Source organism: Propioniciclava sp. MC1683, from assembly GCF_014164675.1.
Classification (GTDB): Bacteria; Actinomycetota; Actinomycetes; order Propionibacteriales; family Propionibacteriaceae; genus Propioniciclava.
This window is the reverse complement of the sequence record NZ_JACJFX010000004.1, coordinates 44,211-62,571: the sequence shown is the minus strand read 5'-3', so window position 1 is coordinate 62,571 and position 18,361 is coordinate 44,211. Positions and strand designations below refer to the sequence as shown.

The following is an 18,361-nucleotide window of genomic DNA, read 5'->3' as shown; positions in this document are numbered from 1 at the left end:
AGGAGACATGACCGAAGCCCTGTTCCTGGCCGACCTGCACTCCCCGCAGGTGGGCGACACCGTGACCGTCGACGGCGACGAGGGACGCCACGCCGCTGCGGTGCGCCGCATCCGGGTGGGGGAGACCATCATGGTCGCCGACGGCGCCGGGACCGGCGTGCGTGGCGAGGTCACCGCGACCGACCGCGCCTCGGTGACCCTCGAGGTGGCGGAGGTGCTGACCAGCCCCGAGGCCCCCATCCGCTACCACGCGGTGCAGGCCCTCGCGAAGGGCGACCGGGCCGAGCTGGCCGTCGAGATGCTGACCGAGCTCGGCATCGACCGGATCATCCCGTGGCAGTCGAGCCGGTCGGTGGTGAAGTGGACCCACGACCGTGAGGAGCGGCAGCTGGGCCGCTGGCGGACGACCGCCCGCGAGGCCACCAAGCAGAGCCGGCGCCTGCGCGTGCCCATCATCACCTCCGCGATGACGACGCGCGAGCTGGTCGAGCTGATCCCGACCATGGCGGTCACGTTCATCCTCCACGAGGGGGCCGAGCTGACACTGCGTCACTTCGACCTGCCCGAGGAGGGCGACGTCCTGATCATCATCGGCCCCGAGGGCGGGCTGACCGACGAGGAGGTCGCGACCCTCGAGGCGGCCGGCGCCCGGCAGCTGCTGCTGAGCGACGGCGTCCTGCGCACCTCGACCGCCGGGACGGTGGCCCTGGCCCAGCTGCAGGCCTTCCAGAAGCGGGTCAGCCAGCCCAAGTGAGGCCGGGGAGCACTCCCCAGGTGCCGTCCGCGGGTCGAGGACCGCGCGGCGCCACAGCTATGCTCGACCGAGCGCCGCACCCCCGACAGGCGCGAGGGAGGACCTGGCCTGATGCTGACCGTCACCAGCGGGCACCGCAGTGACGTGGGGCGCGTGCGCCACCACAACGAGGACAGCGTGCTGGTGGGGGAGCGTCTGTGGGCCGTCGCGGACGGGATGGGCGGGCACGCCGCGGGCGACACCGCCAGCGCCATGGTCATCGACGGGCTGCGCCCCCTCGACGGCCGGCCCGCCCTGCGCCCCGGCGACCTCGTCGCGGCCCTGCACGACGTCAACGAGCGCATCCTCGCCCACGGGCACGCCAACCCCGCCGTCCGGGGCCTGGGCAGCACGGTCACCGGGGTCGCCGTCGTCAGCGTGGGTGGGGCCGACCACTGGGCGGTGTTCAACGTCGGTGACAGCCGGGTCTACCGCTACGCCGACGGCACGCTGGCCCGCGCCACGGTCGACCACTCCGAGGCGGAGGAGCTCATCCTCGAGGGCGTGATCACGCCCGAGCAGGCGCGCACGCACCGCGCCCGCAACATCGTCACGCGCAGCCTCGGGCAGCCCGACGCGCCGCAGGTCGACCTGTGGCTGCTGCCCCAGACCCCCGGCGAGCGCTTCCTGGTCTGCTCCGACGGCCTCAACGGCGAGCTGGACGACCCCGTGATCCACGACATCCTCGCCGCCTCGCCCGATCCCGGCCTGGCCGCCGAGGCCCTGGTCGAGGCCGCGATCCGCTGCGGCGGCCGCGACAACATCACCGCGATCGTGGTCAACGTCGAGGGCGACGACCCCGAACTCGGCACCACCAACCCCCGCCCCAAGGAGGTCCCCGCATGAGCGCCTGGCCGTTCTCCTACGCCCCGGGCGGTCTGGTCGGCTTCGCCACAGACCGGCTCGCCGTCCTGGTCGACCTGCCCACCGACGACGAGCTGGTCGCCCGCGTGGCGGCCGTGGTCGCCGGCGGCGCCCCCACGCTGGACGCCGTGCTCGACGTGCTCGTCAGCCGCGGGCTGCGCGCGGTGGAGACCTTCGGCCTGGCCGAGCTCGGCGAGGACGGCGCGCGCGTGCTCGTCCGCGGCGGGTGCCGCGCGGTCGGGCCCGACCACGAGGCGTCCTCGGGGCCCGGCGGGCTCTGGGCCGAGTCGACCTGGACCGGTGTCGACCGGGTCCGCCTCGTCACCCCCGACGCCGACCCGCGCACGCTGCCGCTGGCCGGCGGCATGGTGCTCGCCTCCGCGCTCGGCTTCGGCACCGACCCCCTCCCCGTCCCGGCCGAGCCCGTGCCGGCGACCGATCCCGAGCCCGACGACGAGCCCGAGCCCGAGGAGGCCCCCGAGCTCGCCGCGGAGGAGGAGCCGGCGTCCGAGGTCGAGGCGGCCCTCGAGCCCGACCTCGCCCTGGCCCCGGAACCCGACCTCGCGCCCGAGCCGGAGCTGGCGCCCGAGCCCGACCTGGCCCCCGAACCCGACCTCGACCCGGAGCCCGAGCCCGCGGTGCTGCCCGACCCCGAGCCCCTGCCCGAGGCGGAGCCGGACCCGGAGCGCGAGCCCGAGCCGGTGGGCGCGGGCGGCCTGACGCTGGCCTCGCCCCTGACGGGCCCCGTCCCCGAGGAAGCGGGCGCCGCCGGCGGCGAGGGCATCATCTCGGCGCTGCCGTGGTCCTTCGACGAGGACGCCCCGCCCGCGCCTCCGCAGCCCCGCCCCGAGCCGGAGCCGGCCGACGAGCCCACCCCGGCCTACGACACGACCGACGTGGGCGCCCTCCGGCAGGGCGCCGGCGGGGAGACGCTCGTCGTGGCCGTGCAGTGCCCCGACGGCCACGCCAACCCGGTGCACGCCACGACCTGCCGCGTGTGCGGCACGCACCTGACCGGGCAGCAGCCCGTCGAGGTGCCCCGCCCCAGCCTCGGCGTCCTCCGGCTGGCCAACGGCGACGTGGTGGCGCTCGAGCGCGGCGCCGTCTTGGGCCGCAACCCGCGCCTGCCGCAGGGTTGGACGGGGGAGCAGCCCCACCTCGTCCGCATCGACGACCCCGACCGCGACGTCTCGAGCCAGCACCTCGAGGTGCGCCTCGACGCGTGGCACGTGCTGGTGCGCGACCTGGGGTCGACCAACGGCACCGAGGTGGCGCTCCCCGGCAGCGACCCGGTCCTGCTGCGCGCCCACGAGCAGCTCTCCATCGAGCCCGGCACCCGCATCGTGCTCGCCGGCGTGTTCGACGTCACCTACGAGGCGGGTGCGTGACCCAGACCCCGGTGGCCCCGGAGATCCCCGGGCTGGCGCACGTGCGCCGGCTGGGGTCCGGGGGCTACGCCGACGTCTTCCTCTACGAGCAGCGCATGCCGGCGCGGCGCGTGGCGGTGAAGGTCATGAAGGTCGCGGCGTCCAGCACCGCCGACCAGGACCGCTTCGCCGCCGAGGCCAACGCCATGGCCCTGCTCGAGCACCCGAACATCGTCCCGGTGTACGAGGCCGGCGTGACGGCCGAGGGGCGCCCCTACCTCGTGATGATGTACTACCCGCAGGCCTCGCTGGCCGAGCGGGCCAAGCGCGAGCGGTTCAGCGTCGCCGAGGTGCTGCGCATCGGCATCCAGATCAGCTCAGCGGTCGAGACCGCGCACCGGGCCGGCCTGCTCCACCGCGACATCAAGCCGGCGAACATCCTGACCAGCCAGTACGGCACGCCCGGGCTGACCGACTTCGGCATCGCCTCCCACATGAGCGAGGCCGCCGACGACGACGCGGGCGTCTCCGTCCCGTGGTCGCCGGTCGAGACCCTGTACGCCTCCGGCCCGGCGACCGTCCGCTCCGACGTGTACTCGCTGGCCGCCACGCTGTGGCACCTCCTCGTGGGCCGCTCGCCCTTCGAGCAGCCCGGCGGGGACAACTCGACGTACGCGCTGATGAAGCGCATCCGCGACGTCCCGGCACCCTCCACGGGGCGCACCGACGTGCCCGCGTCCCTCGACCGGCTCCTGCGCGCGGCCCTGGCCAAGGAGCCCAACGTGCGCCCGGCGTCCATGCTCGCCTTCGCGCGCTCACTGCAGGCGATCGAGCAGGAGCTCCGCCTCACGCGCACCGAGATCGTCCTGGCCGCCGACGACACCACGATGCGCGTCGCCGACGCGCTGCCGGTCCCCGACGCGACCCGGCTGAAGCCCCAGCAGGTGGCGCCCGTCGTCGATGCGACCGAGGCGCGTGCGCCCGTCGTGGCCAAGAACCCCAGCGTCCGCGAGGCGACCCAGCTGCGCGCCGACCTGACCTCGCCGCGCGGCGTGGGCCGCGAGGCCGACCCCGACACCCACCTGCGCCCGGCCGCCGACGGGGGAGCCCCCCAGGGCGAGGAGGCGCAGCCCCGGCCCCGGATCGGCCGCGGTGCCCTCCTGACCGTCGGCGCCCTGGTCCTCGGGCTGGTCGTGGTCGTCGCCCTGCAGCTCGCCGGCCCCGGACGCACCGGCCCCGACCCGGCCCCCACCGGGTCCGTCCCGCCGCCCGAGCTGGGGCGCGCGATGCCGGCCCCCGGCGCGGCCGAGGTGGTCGCGACCCGTTCCGGCGACGCGGTCACGTTCACCTGGACCTACGACCACGCGCTGCCCGACGACCACTTCCTCGTCGTCGTCGACGGCGGCGAGCCGCGGTCCGTGACCGGGGCCACCCTCACCGTCGAGTCCGCCGAGCGGTCCTGCGCGCAGGTCAAGGTCATGCGCGAGGACGGCAGCGGATACCAGGCCGAGTACTCACCGGAGGCATGCGGATGACCCACCCCCTGACCATCGACTTCCTGGGCGAGATCTACCACCCCGACCCGGAGGTGCCCTTCACGATCGGCCGGGAGGCCGACCTCGTCGTCGACGACGAGAACGCGTTCCTGCACCGCCAGTTCCTCTCCGTGACCTGGGCCAGCGGGCTGTGGTGGCTCAACAACGTCGGCACCCAGCTCACGGCCACGGTCAGCCACGACGAGGGCCGGGTGCAGGCCTGGCTCGCGCCCGGGGCGTCCCTGCCGCTGGTCTTCACCCACACCGTGGTGTGGTTCACCGCCGGCTCGACCACGTACGAGTTCGAGCTGCACCTGGCGGAGTCGCTGCTGACGCCGCTGGACGCCGAGTCCGTCCCCGACGGGTCGGCCACCATCGGCCGGATCACGCTCACGCCCGAGCAGAAGCTGCTCGTCGTCGCCCTCTGCGAGGACGTGCTGCGCCGCGGCGACCGCGGGGCCGGGTCGGTGCCGCAGTCGGCGGCCGCGGCCGCCCGCCTCGGCTGGCCGGTCACCAAGTTCAACCGCAAGCTGGACGCCGTGTGCGCCAAGCTGGCCGACCAGGGCGTGCGCGGCCTCCACGGGGGGGCGGCCAAGCTCGCCACGTCACGCAAGGCGCGGCTGGTCGAGTACGCCATGGCCTCCCGGATCGTGACGTCCGACGACCTCGAGCTGTTGCCCCCTGTAGCCTGACAAGGAGATTCACCCGCCCCCATGAAGGTCACCCCCATGTCTCGACGCCCGCTCGCCCTGTTGCCCGCCGCCATCGTGGCGCTGGCGATGGTCGTGCTGGTGGCCTTCGCCGCCGTGGCACCGGGTTTCCCGGTGCGCAAGCTCGACCTCAACGACTCCGGCATCTGGGTGACCAACGACGCCGAGGCGCTGTTCGGGCGGCTCAACAAGTCCGCCGAGTCGCTCGACGGCCTCCTCGGCCCGGCCGGGGGAGCCCAGGCCGCGACCAGCTTCGCCCTCGACACGCTGCAGGACGCCTCGGCCGTCGTCGCGCGCGACCTGCGCTCGGGCCGCGTCACGTCGGTCGACGTGGCCGGGGTGGCCCACCGCACCGACCGCGGCGGCACCATCGACCCGACCTTCGCCCTCGACCTGCGCGGCGGCACCGCCGCGGTGCTCGACCCCGCCAACGGCCGGGTGTGGGCGGTGCGCTACTCCGCCGACAACCCGCTGGTCGACGTGCCCCGGCTCGAGGCCAGCCAGAAGGTGGTGGCCGACCTCGGCAAGGCCCCCGACGGCGTCGTCGCCGGGCAGGCGGCCGGGCTGTCGGTCGGCCTCGACGGCGTGATCCACGCGGTCTCGACCAACGGCAAGGTGGCGGTCATCCGCCCGGGCGGCGACGCCTTCGCCGAGCCCGAATACCGCGACGGGCCCGCGCGCAGCGCCGTGCAGGTGGCGGCGATCGGGGCCGACCACGTGGTGCTGGACGCCCAGGCCGGCGTCCTGACCCGCGCCGACGGCAGCACCCACGACCTGGGCAGCGACCCCGAGGCCCAGCTGCAGCAGGCCTCGGCCGCTTCCACGCAGGTCGTCGTGGCCACCTCGACCGCCCTGTTGGGCATCGCGAAGGGGGAGGCGACCCAGCTCGCCGAGGGCAACGGCGCGAGCCCGGCCCGCCCGGTGGTGCTGGCCGGCTGCGCGTTCGGCGCCTGGCCCGGCGAGCCCGGCACGGTCGTGCGCTCCTGCGACGGCGTCCCAGCCAGCGCCGAGCCCGGTGCGGAGGCGCTCGCGCTGAAGGCCCCGGCGTTCCGGACCAACCACGGCCAGATCGTCCTCAACGACACGGCCGACGGCAAGATCTACTCCTTCGAGGAGCAGCGCTACATCCAGAACTGGGAGGAGACCCAGCCGCAGGAGAGCTCCGACCAGGGCGACCCGAACCGCGAGAGCCGCGCCCGCGACGACGTGCCGCCGCACGCCGGCGACGACCGGGTCGGGGCCCGCCCGGGCCGCACGACCGTCGTCCACGTGCTCGACAACGACGCCGACCAGGTCGGTCGCATCCTCGCGGTCGTGGACGTGACCCAGCCGATCGGCGGGGCCACGGCGTCCATCGCCCCCGACGGCCAGACGGTGCTCGTCACCCTGCCCGAGGACGCGCACAACACCTCGTTCCACTACACGATCACCAACGGTGCGGGCAGCGACACGGCCCGCGTCGACGTCGAGGTCCGCCCCGACGGCGACAACCACGCCCCGAACCTGCGCGCGGGCGCCGAGCCGCGCACGTTCTCGGTCGCGTCGTGGGGGACCATCGTGCTCCCGGCGCTGGGCGACTGGCGCGACGACGACGGCGACCCGGTCGCGATCGAGGAGGTCCGCGCCGGCGACCACAAGGTCGGCACGACGCCCGACGGCCGGATCACGTTCACCGCACCCCGCGTCACCGAGCCCACGATGGTGGCGATCACCTACGACGTCTCCGACGGCCGGTCCGAGCCGCAGCAGGCGACGATGAACGTCAAGGTGCTCGCCTTCGACGCCACCAACGGCGACGCGCCCATCACCGAGCCCGACGCCGTGCGCGGCGAGGTCGGCCGCCCGATCCTGGTCCGCCCGCTCAGCAACGACATCCCGGGTGCCGACCCGCTGAACCCGCGCGCCACGCTCGAGCTGGCGTCCCGGCTGCAGGCCGTCGACGGGCTCCAGGTCGACACCGACCTGAAGTCCGGCGAGGTGCTGGTCACGGCGGCCGAGGCGCGCACGTACTTCCTCGAGTACACCGCGAAGTTCGGGGCGGCCAAGTTCGCGCAGGGCAACATCCGCATCGACGTGGCCGAGTCCGGCCCGAGCCGGCCGACCGCCTCGCCCGACCACGTGACCATCCGGGGCACTGCCTCGGTCATGGTCGACGTGCTGGCCAACGACTCCGACCCGACCGGCTCCCTGCTCACGGTGCAGTCCGCGCGTCCGGCCGACGCCGGCGACGACGGCGGCCAGCTCCAGGTGGCCGTGCTCAAGGGTCGCTGGGTGCGGATCATGCCGCGCACCGAGCGCCTCGACCCCAACCCGCAGGTCGTGCACTACACGATCTCGAACGGGATGGGCGACCCGGTGCAGGGCACCATCACGGTCACGCAGCTGCCGCAGCCGCGCGTCGACGAGGCGATCATCCACGACGACTTCGCCACCGTCCGCGCGGGCGACACGGTGCTGGCCGACGTGCTCGCCAACGACACCTCGACCTCGGGGGAGCAGCTGGTCATCGACCGCAACACCCCCGACCTGCCCGCAGGCCAGCTCGCGGTGGTCGACCCCAACCTCGGTGCCGTGGAGGAGGCCCCCGACCTCGGCGCGGCCTACGTCGTCGACGACCGGGTGCGCTACATCGCGCCCGCGACGGTGGCCGCGCCCCGCGAGCTGCGGGTCGAGTACCAGGCGGCCGTGGCCGGGGGGACGCCGCAGACCGGCGTGCTCACCGTGACCGTGCTGCCCGCGCCGACCGAGGAGACGCCCAACCGGGCGCCGGCCCCGCAGAACCTCGAGGCGCGGGCGTCCTCGGGGCAGACGATCGAGATCCCGATCCAGCCGTGGGGCCAGGACCCCGACGGCGACACCGTCACCGTCCTGGGGCTGGCCACGCCGCCGACCAGGGGCCGCATCCTCGGGTTCACGCCCAACGCGCTGACCTACCAGGCGTACCCCAACCTCGACAACGGCGGCACCGACACCTTCCGCTACCTCGTCACCGACGCGTGGGGGGCGACCGAGGCCGGCATCGTCCGCGTGGCGATCACGCCCCCCGGCGACGTCCAGCCGCCCGTGGCGGTCGCCGACGTCGTGACGGCCGAGCCCGACACCGACGTCCAGCTCTTCCCGATGACCAACGACATGGTCGACGAGGCCGACCGGGCCACGATCGTCCCGTTCGAGGACCTCGGCAACCGGGTGCCCGACGGCATCGCGCTCGCGGGCACGACGGGGCCGATCACGGGCCGGACGCCGGGGCGCGACGGCGCACCGGTGCAGTTCGCCTACGCCCTGCAGTCCTCGGGCGGCGTCGGACCCGCTGCGCAGGTGACGATCCGCTCCCAGCCGGGCTACCTGAACCCGCCGCGCCTGGCCGACACGGTCGCGGAGGCCTCCGGCACCAACGCCACCGCCGACGTGTTCGAGCGCGCCTGGGACCCCGACGGCCCCAACTCCGAGCTCCGGGTCACGCGGGTGAGCAACGAGGGCGCCACGGTCAGCGGCGGCACCATCAGCGTGCCGCTGGCCGAGCGCGCCCAGGTGGTCAGCTACGAGGTGACCGACCGGACCGGCGCGACCTCCTCCGCGGTGGTCTTCGTCCCGGCCGCCGGGGCGGGCCTGCCGCACCTGAAGCCGGGCACGCTCATCGAGATGTCGCCCAACAGCACCCACAGCTTCGACCTGTCCGAGCACATCGTGTCCCCGCGCCAGCAGCCGGTGCGGATCACGGTGGCCGAGTCCCTGACGACCTCGCCGGCCCAGCTGTCGGTCGCGGCCGAGAGCGCCGAGCGGCTCACGCTCACGGCAACCGGCGACTACGTCGGGCCCGCGTCGGTGACCCTCGAGGTGATCGACGGCGAGGCCGATGAGGGCGCCCGCCCGGCGGTCATCTCCATCCCGGTCCAGGTGGGGCCGGCCACGCCGGTGCTCCGCTGCCCGCCGACCACCCAGCGCCTCGTGCAGGGCGGCGCCCCGGTGACGCTGCGCATCAACGCCATCTGCAGCGTCTGGACGCCCAACCCGGGCGACGCCGAGACCCTCGAGTACTCCGCCGAGCTCGCCGGCGGCCTCGGCGACGTGCGCGCGTCCGGCGACGTCGGCACCGTGACCGTCGAGGCCGGCTCGAACGCCGTCCCCGGCGCGTCTGGCATCCTCCGGGTCGGGGTGGCGGGCAGCCAGACCACGCCGCAGGAGATCAACGTCGAGGTCGTGGCGGCGCCGAAGCCCAGCCTGGTGGTGCGGGACATCACCGACGTGCAGCAGGGCACCTCGGTCAGCCAGGACATCCAGCTCAGCTCGCCGCTGCGCCGACCGACGCCGCAGGTCATCGACATCGACCAGCTCGGCGGCATGCCGGCCGAGGCGACCTACGACGGCTCCCGGTTCACGATCACCCCGGGCAAGGACAGCTCCGGCCTGATGACCTTCCGGGTCATCGCCAGCGACGTGGCCGACCGGGGCCGCACCGACCGCCACGTCACCGCGACGCTGTCGGTGACCGTCTATGGCCGCCCCGACATCCCGACGCCCCCGCAACCGGCCATGCAGCTGCGCAGCAGGGCGGCGTCGGTCACCTACACCCCGGGCGCCGACAACGGGGCCCCGATCACGGCGTTCCGCGTCGAGGTCGTCGAGACCGGGCGCATCGTCCAGTGCGGGCGGGCAACCCTGTGCGACATCACCGGCCTCGAGAATGGCGACCCCGTGAGCTTCCGGGTCAGCGCCGAGAACAAGGCCGGCTGGTCGGAGTGGAGTGCCCCTGGTCCGAGCGTCACCCCCGACGAGGTCCCCGGCCGCGTGCCCTCGTTCTCGACGGGCAGCCCGTCGGACGGCTCGCTGGTCCTCACCTGGGCCCCGGCGATCAACGAGGGCTCGGCCCTGACCGGCTACGCCATCACCTACGGCGGCCAGACCGTCGAGGCACCCGGCTCGGCCACCAGCACGACCATCCGGGGGCTCGACAACAACGCGAACTACACGTTCACGATCGTGGCCCGGAACAACGCCGGCACCAGCAAGTCGCCGACCAGCACGACCGGGCAGTCGTCCGGGCGCCCCCGCCTGTCCACCCTGAACGTGGCGGCCAGCGACCTGGGCGCGACGGCGCAGGTGACGGTCTCGTGGACGGCGGCCGACCCGCAGGGCCCGCGCCCGGTCACCTACACGCTGACCCGCTCGGGCGGCAGCGCCGGGTCGCGGACGTGGACCGGGATCACCGGCACCTCGGTCGCCGACAACCTGACCTACGACGGCTCCCGCTACACCTACGCCGTGACGGCCACCAACGCCACCGGCGGGCCATCGCACACCTCCGCGGCGGTGTCGAAGCAGTTCACCGCGACCGGCAAGCCGGCGCCGTGGGGCTCGTGGACCGCGCGCCCGACCGGCACCGACGGACAGCTGTCGCTCACCTACACCGTGCCCGCCTCGCGGGGCGGCCAGTCGGTGGTGACCCTCACCGGGGCCGGCGGCACCCGCACGATGGCGGCGGGCAGCGGAACAGCGTCCACGACCTTCAACGGCGTGGTCATCGGGGGCCTGAGCAACGGGCAAGCCTATTCGATGCAGCTGCGCGTCTGCAACGAGGGCGGTGCCTGCAGCACCTCGTCAACGGTGACCGCGACGCCGTACGGACCCCTGCCGCAGCCGACCCTGACGGCCAACGCGAAGGCCGACGGGTTCACGTGGTCGGCCGGCGGCAACGGCAACGGCCGCAACGCGGTGCTCACGGTCAACGACACGGTCGGCTCGCCGACCCGCACGGGCGCCGGGGCGCTGTCGCTAGGCCCCACCACGCGCACCGTGGGGTACAGCAAGACCGTCACGATCACGGCCACGCTCTCCGACCCGGCCGGCGGGCGCTCGTCGACCTCGGTGTCGCGCACCGTGACCACCGAGCCGCCGCCCCCGCCGCCGCCTCCGCCGCCGCCCCCGCCGCCACCGCCCAAGACGGTGACCGTCTGGAAGGGCGGGCGTGCGCCGATCACGGAGCAGTGCTCCCGCTACTACGGCGACGGTGGTGCCTGCTTCTTCGTGGGCGTCACGACCGAGGGCTTCAGCGGCACCTACACGTGCTCCATCCAGGGGAACTACTCGGGCACCTTCGAGCAGTTCGGGTCGGTGCGGATCACCGGCAGCGCCTCGGTGCAGAGCACCGCCCGGTACGGCTACCCGGCGACGGTCCGCGTCGTCTGCCAGGACACCAGCGGCAGCCTCAAGTGGTGAGACAGGAAAGAGGAACACGATGAGCATCAGCCCCGACCAGGCCACCTGGTTCGCCTCGACGTTCGACCAGCTGGTCGCGAACGTCGGCCTGGCCATCCGCGGCAAGGAGCGGGTGATCCGGCTCGCGCTCACCTGCATGCTGTCGGAGGGCCACCTGCTGCTGGAGGACAACCCCGGCACCGGCAAGACCGTGCTGGCCAAGGCGCTGGCCGCGACGGTGCAGGGCACGCACCACCGCATCCAGTTCACCCCCGACCTGCTGCCCAGCGACCTGCTCGGCGTGACGGTCTACGACCAGAAGACGCAGAGCTTCGAGTTCCACAAGGGGCCGGTGTTCGCCACCGTCGTGCTCGCCGACGAGATCAACCGCGCCTCACCCAAGACGCAGTCGGCGCTGCTCGAGGTCATGGAGGAGTCGCGCGTGACCGTCGACGGCGAGCCCCACTCGGTGGGGCGTCCGTTCATGGTCATCGCGACCCAGAACCCGATCGAGCAGGCGGGCACCTACCGCCTGCCCGAGGCGCAGCTGGACCGCTTCCTGATGAAGACCGAGGTGGGCTACCCCGACCTCGGCGTCGCCGTCGAGCTGATGGCCCAAGCGGCCAACCGCGACCGGGCCGCCGACGTGCGCCCCGTGATCGCCGCGCACGCGGTGTCGCAGATGTCGTCCTTCGCCAACCAGGTGCACGTCGACGAGGCCGTCCTGCGGTACGTGGGCACGATCGCGGAGGAGTCGCGCCGCCACACCCACGTGAAGCTGGGCCTGTCGATGCGTGGCTGCCTGGCGTTCATCCGGGCGGCCAAGACCTGGGCGCTGTCCCAGGGCCGCCAGTATGTGATCCCCGACGACATCAAGGAGCTCGCCATCCCCGTCATGGCGCACCGCCTGATCCTGAACGCGGAGGCCCAGTTCTCCGGCGTCAACGTCGAGCGCGTGATCGACGACCTCCTCGCCTCGGTCCAGGCGCCGGCGGACCGCGTCCGTTGAGTTCCCCCGCCGGCCCCGTGACTCCACGGTTCGCCACCCTCCGCCGCTGGTGGGGGGTGCTCGCCGACCTCGCCCGCCCCGTCACCGACGTCGTGCGGGCGGGGGCCGACTGCGTCTCCGGCCTGGGCTGGACGACCCTGGTCCTCGGCGTCGTGGCGCTCGCCGCCGGCTGGGTGCTCGGCTGGGACGAGTTCCGCATCATCGGGGCGAGCCTGCTGGTCCTGCTCGGGCTGTCGGTGCTGTTCCTGATCGGCCGCACCCAGCTCGAGGTCGACCTCGAGCTGTCCCCGGCCCGGCTCGTGGCTGGCGACTCCTCGGCCGCGCACGTGCACGTCACGAACGTGGCCCGGACGCCCCTGCTCCCGGTCGGCCTGGAGGTGCCGGTGGGGGAGGCGTCGGCGCGGTTCACGCTCCCGGCGCTGGTCCCAGGCGGCACGTTCGAGGACGTGCTGGTGATCCCCACCGAGTCCCGCGGCGTGATCCCCGTCGGGCCGGTGCGCACGCAGCGGGGCGACCCGTTCGGGCTGCTGCGCCGCGAGCTGGAGTGGAGCGAGGGGCTCGACCTGTTCGTCCACCCGCGCACCGTCGCACTGGAGAGCCTCGGCTCGGGCCTGCTGCGTGACCTCGAGGGCCAGACCAGCAACGACGTGTCGATGAGCGACCTCGCCTTTCACACCCTGCGCGAGTACGAGCCCGGCGACGACCGGCGCTACATCCACTGGCGCAGTTCGGCGAAGGCGTCCGGCGCGTCGGGCCAGAGCGCGTTCATGGTCCGCCAGTTCCTCGACACCCGCCGCTCGCACGTGGCGGTCGTGGTCGACGTCGACGAGGCGGCCTACACCCACCCCGACGAGTTCGAGCTGGCCCTCTCCTGCGGTGCCTCGGTGACCCTGCGCGCGCTGGCCGACGAGATGGAGACCACCGTCGTGTGCGGCACCCAGTCGGCCGTCCAGCCCGCGCCGCACACCGCCCTCGACACCTACAGCCGCGCGGCCTTCGGGCCGTGGCCGCTGCCGGCGGCGACCTCCCGCCTGGGCACGCTGGCCCCCGACGTCTCCGCGGTCGTGCTGGTGACCGGGCCGCTGACCACCTTCGAGGTGCTGCAGCGCGCCCGCGCCTACCTGGCCCCCCAGGTGCGCCTGGTCGCGGTGCAGGTCGTCCCCGACAGCGCGCTGTCCTACCGGGAGGGCGCCGGCATCGTCGTCGTCACCCTCGCCGAGCTGTCGGAGCTGCCGCTGGTCCTGGCAGGGGGTGTGACCGCATGAGGGTCGTCGCACCCCGCCGCGCCGAGCCCACCACCGGCTCGGCCTTCACCGGCACGCTGCAGCTGCTGCGGCCCTCCTCGGCCGACCTGACCGATGCCGCGTTCGTGCTGGGCCTGGGCCTGGTCGCGCTGGCCGCCTGGGCGTCCACCTTCAGCACCGGCACCTACCTGGCCGTTGGCGCGCTCGGCCTGCTGCTCGGCGTGCTGGCCGCCCACGTCACCAACGCCCTGCGCTGGCACTGGGTGACCGCGGTGGGCATCGTCGTCGTGCTGTACGCCCTGCTCGGCGGGGTGGTGGCGCTGCGCGACGACCTCGTCGCGGGCTTCCTGCCCTCGGCCAAGACGATCCGCGGGCTCGCCCACGGCGCGGTCGGCGGGTGGAAGGACCTGCTCACCACGCTCGCCCCGGTGCCCGGCGACTTCGAGTTCCTCGTCCTGCCGTGGCTGGTGGGCCTGGTCTTCGGCGCCGGTGCCCACCTCCTGGCCCGGCGCACCCGCAGCGTGTGGGGCCCGCCCGCCCTCGCGGTCGGGCTGCTGGCCGGCACCATTCTGCTCGGCTCGTTCGTGGCGGCGACCCCGCTGGCCGTCGGGGTCCTGGGCACGCTCGGTGTGTTCGTGTGGCTGTTCGTCCGCCACACCCGCCGCCGGTCGCTCGGCGGCACCGGTCTCGGCCGCTCCACCCGCTGGACCGCCGGCGCGCTGCTGTTGGCGATCGCGCTGGCGGGGGGCGTGGGGGCCTCCTTCCTCATGCCCGGCCCCGAGCGCACGCCCCGCACCGTGCTGCGCCCCTGGGTGCAACCGCCGCTCGACGTCGACCGCTACCCGTCGCCGCTGGCCGGGTTCCGCAAGTACTCCTCCGACTCCCAGGCGCTCTACGACCAGCCGCTGCTGCGGGTGGAGGGCGCCGCACCGGGGACCCTGCTGCGCATGGCCGTCCTCGACGACTGGGACGGTTTGGCGTGGAGCGCCTCCGGCGGTGTCGAGGGCGACCCCCGCACCGGTTTCCAGCGCATCGGCGCCGTGATCCCCGGGGCCGCCACGGGCCGGACCACGACCGTGCGGCTCACGGTGGAGCCGGCCTTCGCCGCCACGCGCGAGCTCGCGGTGTGGCTGCCCGCCCCCGGCCCGGCCACCGAGATCCAGTTCACCGGCCCCAACGCCCGCGCCCACGGCGAGGTCGTCCGGTACAACATCGGCACCGGGCAGGGGCTGGTGCCCGACATGCTCCGCGCGGGGGACACCGTCGAGGTGACGTCGGTGGCGCTGCCGTCCGAGACCGGCCAGCTGCCCCAGGCTGCAGGGCCGGTGTTGGTCCGCGACGCCGTGAGCGCCCCGCTGGTGCCGATCCTCGACTCGCTGAGCGCCGCGGCCGGCGACCCGTGGAGCCGGGCCGAGGAGGTCGCGAAGGTGTTCCGGGAGACCGGCTCCTGGAGCAACGGCACCAAGCCCGGCCAGCAGCAGTACCTGCCGGGGCACGGCCTGAAGCGCCTCCTGACCTTCGGCACCGAGCTGGTCGGCAGCGACGAGCACTACGCGGCCACCTACGCGCTGGCCCTGAACCGGCTGGGCTACCCGGCCCGCGTCGTCATGGGCGCGGCCGTGCCCGAGGACGGCGTGGTCAAGGGGCAGCACGTGCAGGCGTGGGTCGAGGTGAGCCTGGCCGACCGCGGCTGGGTCACGATCCCCACCGAGGCGTTCACGCCCGACCGCAACAAGGAACCCAACAACATCCCGCCCAAGTCGCTGGAGCAGCAGAACGCGCCGTACGTGCCCCCGCCGAACCCGACGCGCCCGCCCGGCTCGTTCGACTCGCTGTTCAACACCCACGGGGTGGGGGACGTCCTCGAGCGCCCGGCGCGGTCGACGGACTGGATGGCGATCATCCTCGGCGCAGTGCGCGTCGTCGGACCGCCGGTGGCCGCGATCCTGGCCGTCGTGGGGCTGCTGCTGGGGGCCAAGGCCGTCCGGCGGTACCGCCGCCGCACGCGCGGTGCCGCCTCCACCCGGGTGGCGGCCGGCTGGCTGGAGTTCCTCGACCGGGCCCGCGACCTCGGCCGTCCCGTCCCCGCCCGGGCCACCCGGCTCGAGCAGGCGGCGGCCGTGGGCGGACCCGAGGCGCTGGCCCTGGCCCGCTCGGCGAACCAGGCGGTCTTCGGCCCCGGTGAACCGGACGCCGAGGCCTCGGGCGGCTACTGGTCCGGCGTGATGGACGCGCGCAAGTCCGTCCTGGCCGGCCTGCCCTGGTGGCGCCGTTGGGCCGTCGCGCTCAACCCGCGCTCCCTGGTGCCGCTGGGTTCCGACCGCTCGGGGGGGGGCCGTGACGCCCGCCCCGTGCGCCGTCGGCGAACTCGGGGCTGAACCTCGCGCTGGTCACCCCAAACGGTGGCCGAAGGTGGCAGGATCGGGGCATGAGCGAAGACGGATATGCAGACCAGTCCTCGGGTGAGGACAACGTTGAGCAGCTCCAGCAGGCGGACACGCTCATCGACCGTGGGGTCGACGACGTGCTCGACGAGGGGTACATCGCGCCCGACAACTGGTCGCCCGCCCAGGGCTTCGGCAACACGCCCGCCGAGATGCGGCAGCGCGAGAACCTGGACATGCGGGTGAAGCAGGAGGAGCCGGAGGCCGAGGCCCCCGACGACAGCCCCTGGAACCCCGACGGCGAGTCGCGCGAGGTCGGCTCCGTGCGGGCCGGGCGCCTCGTCGACACCGGTGAGCGCGACCACGAGTCGGTGGCCTTCTCCGTCGGCATCGACGGCGGGGCGGCCTCGGCCGAGGAGGCCGCGATGCACGTGATCACGCCCGAGGACGACGACGACGTCGTCTGAGGTCACCGACCCGCGAGCCGGCGGGCGTCGCGCAGCCCGGAGGGGCGTGCAGGCCCACCCCCGCGGTGGCGGGGCGTGTCTAGACTGGTCAGCACGCCCGGGCGTCCCGCCGGGGCACGACGAACTTGGAGACGACCCTGTCGACCGACACGACCGCACCGCGCCCCGCCACCCGCCGGATCAGCATCCCGGCGTCGATCCCGATGGTGAACATCGTGGGGCCGCGCGACGAGTTCCTGCGCATCCTCGAGCGGGTGCTGGACGCCGACATCCACGTGCGCGGCAACGAGATCACCCTGTCGGGCAGCGCCGAGGGCGTCACGCAGGGCGCCGAGGTGCTCACCGAGATGACCACGATCGTGCGCACGGGCCAGGGCCTGACCGGTGACGCCGTCGAGCGCATCGTCAGCATGAACGGCGAGGCCGGCGAGCTGCACCCGGCCGAGGTTCTGACCCAGAACATCCTCTCGTCGCGCGGCAAGACCATCCGGCCGAAGACGCTGAACCAGAAGCGCTACGTCGACGCCATCGACGCCCACACGGTCGTCTTCGGCATCGGCCCCGCCGGCACGGGCAAGACTTACCTCGCCATGGCCAAGGCCGTGCAGGCCCTGCAGGCCAAGGAGGTCAACCGGATCATCCTCACCCGGCCCGCCATCGAGGCCGGTGAGCGCCTCGGGTTCCTGCCCGGCACGCTCAACGACAAGATCGACCCCTACCTGCGGCCGCTGTACGACGCGCTGCACGACATGGTCGACGCCGAGTCGGTACCCAAGCTGCTGACCGCCGGCACCATCGAGGTCGCCCCGCTGGCCTACATGCGCGGCCGCGCCCAGCCCGTGGACACCCCCGTGCTGACCCCGGACGGGTTCCGGCCGATCGGCGAGCTCGCGGTGGGCGACCTGGTGGTCGGGTACGACGGGCAGCCCACACCGGTGATCGGGGTCTACCCGCAGGGGCGCAAGCCCGTCTACCGCGTGACGGCCCAGGACGGCGCGTCCACCCGGGCCTGCGCGGAGCACCTGTGGCAGGTGTGGACTCGGGCCGACCGGCGTCGCAACCCGGCGGGGCGGGTGCTCCAGACCCGGGAGATGGTCGGGAAGCTGCGATCGTCTCACGCGCGACGCTACGAGTTGCCCGTGGTGGCACCGGTGCACATGCCGGACCGCGACGTTCCTCTGGACCCCTACGCGCTCGGGTTGCTGCTCGGCGACGGCTGCCTCACCACGACCACGACGCCCATGTTCTCGACCCGTGACCCGGAACTGGCCGAGGCTCTGGACGCCGCGATCCCCGGTATCGCCCTGCAGCCCAAGGGCGAGGGGGACTACGTCCTACGCCGCCGGAACGCGAGCCGCGGCGGCGTCATCGTGACGAACCCCGTGACGCAGATCCTGCGCGACCTGGGGCTGGCAGGCACTCGGTCCCACACCAAGTTCGTGCCCACCGACTACCTGCTGAACAGCGTCGCGAACCGTCTGGCGCTGCTCCAGGGCCTGCTCGACACGGACGGGGGACCGGTTACCCAGGTCGGTCGGAGCGCCCGGATCCAGTACACGACGTGTTCGGACCAGCTCCGTGACGACGTCATCCAACTCGTTCGTTCCTTGGGTGGCGTCGCGTACACCAGGACGCGCCGTGCGGAGGGCCGCCGGCCCGGCTTCGCCGCCGGTCGTCCCGTCCCGTACCGCCATGACGCCCACGTCGTCGAGATCCGACTCCCGGACGGGATGTACCCCTTCCGACTGGAGCGGAAGGCCGACCTGTACGAACGGCACGGAGGCGGTCGCCCC

Annotated in this window: 10 protein-coding genes and 2 pseudogenes; all 12 read left to right on the top strand. The window is 74.0% G+C overall.

Going from position 1 to position 18,361, the window contains the following annotated elements; all coding sequences use genetic code 11:
• The first annotated feature begins 7 nt into the window (after positions 1–7).
• Complete coding sequence (locus H5397_RS03580) at positions 8–754, top strand: 16S rRNA (uracil(1498)-N(3))-methyltransferase (protein WP_182814941.1); 747 nt, start codon at positions 8–10, stop codon at positions 752–754.
• A 111-nt stretch (positions 755–865) separates the two neighbouring features.
• Complete coding sequence (locus H5397_RS03575) at positions 866–1,639, top strand: PP2C family serine/threonine-protein phosphatase (protein WP_182814940.1); 774 nt, start codon at positions 866–868, stop codon at positions 1,637–1,639.
• Positions 1,636–3,045, top strand: coding sequence for an FHA domain-containing protein (locus tag H5397_RS03570; RefSeq protein ID WP_182814939.1), 1,410 nt, complete (start codon positions 1,636–1,638; stop codon positions 3,043–3,045). Before H5397_RS03575 ends, H5397_RS03570 begins: the two co-directional genes overlap by 4 nt.
• Positions 3,042–4,559 (top strand): serine/threonine-protein kinase, encoded by a 1,518-nt coding sequence (locus H5397_RS03565; protein ID WP_182814938.1) that lies wholly within the window; start codon positions 3,042–3,044, stop codon positions 4,557–4,559. Before H5397_RS03570 ends, H5397_RS03565 begins: the two co-directional genes overlap by 4 nt.
• Complete coding sequence (locus tag H5397_RS03560; protein WP_182814937.1) at positions 4,556–5,251, top strand: hypothetical protein; 696 nt, start codon at positions 4,556–4,558, stop codon at positions 5,249–5,251. Before H5397_RS03565 ends, H5397_RS03560 begins: the two co-directional genes overlap by 4 nt.
• Before the next feature lie 21 nt (positions 5,252–5,272).
• Positions 5,273–11,485, top strand: a complete 6,213-nt coding sequence (locus H5397_RS03555) for an Ig-like domain-containing protein (protein ID WP_182814936.1) — start codon at positions 5,273–5,275, stop codon at positions 11,483–11,485.
• Positions 11,486–11,504: 19 nt separating this feature from the next.
• Positions 11,505–12,473, top strand: a complete 969-nt coding sequence (locus H5397_RS03550) for a MoxR family ATPase (protein ID WP_182814935.1) — start codon at positions 11,505–11,507, stop codon at positions 12,471–12,473.
• 17 nt (positions 12,474–12,490) lie between these two features.
• Positions 12,491–13,738 (top strand): DUF58 domain-containing protein, encoded by a 1,248-nt coding sequence (locus tag H5397_RS18750; protein ID WP_182814934.1) that lies wholly within the window; start codon positions 12,491–12,493, stop codon positions 13,736–13,738.
• The gene (locus H5397_RS03540) at positions 13,735–16,095 is read left to right on the top strand and encodes a transglutaminaseTgpA domain-containing protein (protein WP_182814933.1); all 2,361 of its coding nucleotides are present in this window, start codon (positions 13,735–13,737) and stop codon (positions 16,093–16,095) included. Before H5397_RS18750 ends, H5397_RS03540 begins: the two co-directional genes overlap by 4 nt.
• A gap of 50 nt (positions 16,096–16,145) precedes the next feature.
• Positions 16,146–16,568: a DUF5709 domain-containing protein gene (locus H5397_RS03535; RefSeq protein WP_182814932.1), complete on the top strand. Its 423-nt coding sequence runs from the start codon at positions 16,146–16,148 to the stop codon at positions 16,566–16,568.
• Positions 16,569–16,771: 203 nt separating this feature from the next.
• A pseudogene (locus tag H5397_RS17980) lies at positions 16,772–17,398 on the top strand (PhoH family protein); the annotation flags it as partial.
• A pseudogene (locus tag H5397_RS18745) lies at positions 17,387–18,217 on the top strand (LAGLIDADG family homing endonuclease); the annotation flags it as partial. The pseudogenes H5397_RS17980 and H5397_RS18745, both read left to right, overlap by 12 nt.
• Positions 18,218–18,361 lie beyond the last annotated feature (144 nt).